This window comes from Candidatus Magnetobacterium casense (assembly GCF_019173545.1).
Classification (GTDB): Bacteria; Nitrospirota; Thermodesulfovibrionia; order Thermodesulfovibrionales; family Magnetobacteriaceae; genus Magnetobacterium; species Magnetobacterium cryptolimnobacter.
On the sequence record NZ_JABXWD010000474.1, the window covers coordinates 1 to 2,372 of the forward strand.

Consider the following 2,372-nt stretch of genomic DNA (forward strand, 5'->3'; position numbering starts at 1 on the left):
TAATTTTTTATCTTGACAATCCTATCAATTTATTGTACACTACTCTAAGTGTGTTGGTCAAGCAAGGTGTATACCATTGCTAAAATTTATTTTTCGAAAACTCGAGAATCCTATCAATTTATTGTACACTACTCTAAGTGTGTTGGTCAAGCAAGGTGTATACCATTGCTAAAATTTATTTTTCGAAAACTCGAGTACTTATATTTGACGCTATGTACTGCGAGGAAACGGGATTGGAAACAAAAACAGACAACACAAAGGTCCGTAAGGACAACATCTCTTGATTTCTATGATTGACAGAGAAAATGTATCCTCTTTATATTTCATGGTACTATACTTTAAGGCAAGAAAGAAAGGGGCGGCTCCGCCCCCCTTCAGAACCCCCGCAAGGGGACCAGTCCCCTTGACCCCATTTTACCATGCTTTTTTAAGAGGATACGAGAAAATAATAATTCAGAAGTAAGGTAAAGATGAGAATCAGGGTCAACTGCAAGGCTGAAAAACTGCCTGTGATGTATCGTCACCTGTTTATGAGCATGATCATCCAGGCGCTTAAGACCTCCAACAAGCCGTACAAGGAGGCGCTCTATCCCGCAAATGGCGGGGGGAATGACACGAGACACCCAAAGACGGCGCACTCAAAGGTGGTTAAGCCCTTTACGTTTAGCGTGGGCTTGCCGCACAAGAGCCGGATCGTTAATGAGCGGTTTAACGTGTCAGAGGATGTAACGGTTGAGGAGACGGTGTTTTACTTTGAGCGGGGTGGCTACGTTTCCCTGTACGTAAGCTCCTGTGATTACGAGTTCATTGCAAATCTCTACAACGGACTTATCGACAAGCGGTCATTTGAGTTTGACAACGGGATATCGCTTGAGGTGGATAATATATACATGCTCAACGAAACGAGTATTAACGACGACCGTGTGGTATTCAGGACACACTCGCCGGTTTCCATCGAGGGCAGGGACGGCAAACCCCTGTTGCCCATGCCCGGGGTGGAGTTCTACAGTGACAGGTTTGACGATGACTTCAACGCTATCCACGACCGTCTGTGTCGTGAGCTGCGCGGGGAAGGCTTGCACAGACCGTTGGAGTTTCGGCCCGTTGCGTTACGCAAGAAGGTGATCAAGCACACAATTCGCCACTTCGTGCGAGAGACAGGCAAGCCCTTCATGTACCTGACGGTGTTTGAGGGGACGTTTGAGGTCAGCGGGGATGTCAGTGACCTGCAACTGCTCTATCAGACCGGCGTGGGACTGCGCACCGCCCAGGGGTTTGGAATGGTCGGGGTGGAAAGATGAAACATCGGGTGTACATGCGCGACTGGTACTTTAATGCCGGCATTGTCGGCTTCCTGACTATCGTTGCCGATGGCAGGAATCTTGACAAGGTGGAGCATCTGCACGTTGGCGAAAACTTTGTGGAGTTTGACGACGCTGTCTTTGACGACTTCGGCGACAAGTTCATCAAACACGCCTTTGTCAAGTTTTTTAACGTGCAGGCGTACTGTCAGCGTTTCAAAAAACAGAAAGAAACTCAGGGAAAAAAGAAACAGATGACTAAAGAGCAAATAGCTAAAAGTCTGGACGACCTTGAAAAAAGCCCTTATCTAAACTTTCTAAGTCTGCTTGGTTGTTTAACGGACAACATAGAGACGCATGGTGACTATATGGCATTTCTCGATAGCACAGCAGGGAAGATCGAAGGACTAACCAAACACGCCATGTTTCAGGAACTAAATAAGACACAGGATGGCAAACAGTCAATCCAGTCATTTATATCGTATAGATTAAAGGGAGTCTGTGCACACGATAAAACCGATGAGTACATTAAGGACATAAAAAAGCCTGCCCCTGTTAAAACAATCAAGAACGCTGACTTGTGTGTTTCATGCCAGGTGAAAAAAGCAGAATATGAGTTCAGCAATGCCATTTCAAACATCATAGGCTTTAACAAGGACAATTCCAATTGGATATGGGGCTATAAGGCTCAGAAAGTAAAGGTCTGTCCTTTATGTGCCCTCATATACAACAGCGCTTTTGATTCATTGATATATGTATTAAAACGTGTTGACGGCGAGTACTTAAACTACTTCTACTTTGTAAACCAAAATGCCGATTTACAAACACTCTACGACTCCACGGTATCATTTAATACCCAACTCGATATCATCGTAGACGGTACTAATGTGGTTATTGCCATGATAAAAGAAACCGTTCGTCATATCAGAACCCGGCAGTTCAAAGACACAAGTGAGAATATCAACGTATCTTCTTTATATTTCATGGTAACTATACTTTTACGTATACTGGATTCCTGGTCAAGCAAGAAATGACACACTTAGAAAACGGCTGTAATTGTCATTCCTGCGA

General features: G+C 44.6%; 2 protein-coding genes. Both read left to right on the forward strand.

The genetic code is table 11. The features are described from left to right. Positions 1 to 470 precede the first annotated feature (470 nt). The gene (gene cas6 / locus HWQ67_RS16500) at positions 471 to 1,301 is read left to right on the forward strand and encodes a CRISPR-associated endoribonuclease Cas6 (protein WP_218253782.1); all 831 of its coding nucleotides are present in this window, start codon (positions 471 to 473) and stop codon (positions 1,299 to 1,301) included. After that, positions 1,298 to 2,335: a type I-B CRISPR-associated protein Cas8b1/Cst1 gene (cas8a1, locus tag HWQ67_RS16505; RefSeq protein WP_218253783.1), complete on the forward strand. Its 1,038-nt coding sequence runs from the start codon at positions 1,298 to 1,300 to the stop codon at positions 2,333 to 2,335. The genes cas6 and cas8a1 overlap by 4 nt, the downstream gene beginning before the upstream one ends. Positions 2,336 to 2,372 lie beyond the last annotated feature (37 nt).

Coding starts and splice junctions, on each gene's coding strand:
- cas8a1 (WP_218253783.1), top strand. CDS start 1,298: ATGAAACATCGGGTGTACATGCGCGACTGGTACTTTAATGCCGGCATT.
- cas6 (WP_218253782.1), top strand. CDS start 471: ATGAGAATCAGGGTCAACTGCAAGGCTGAAAAACTGCCTGTGATGTAT.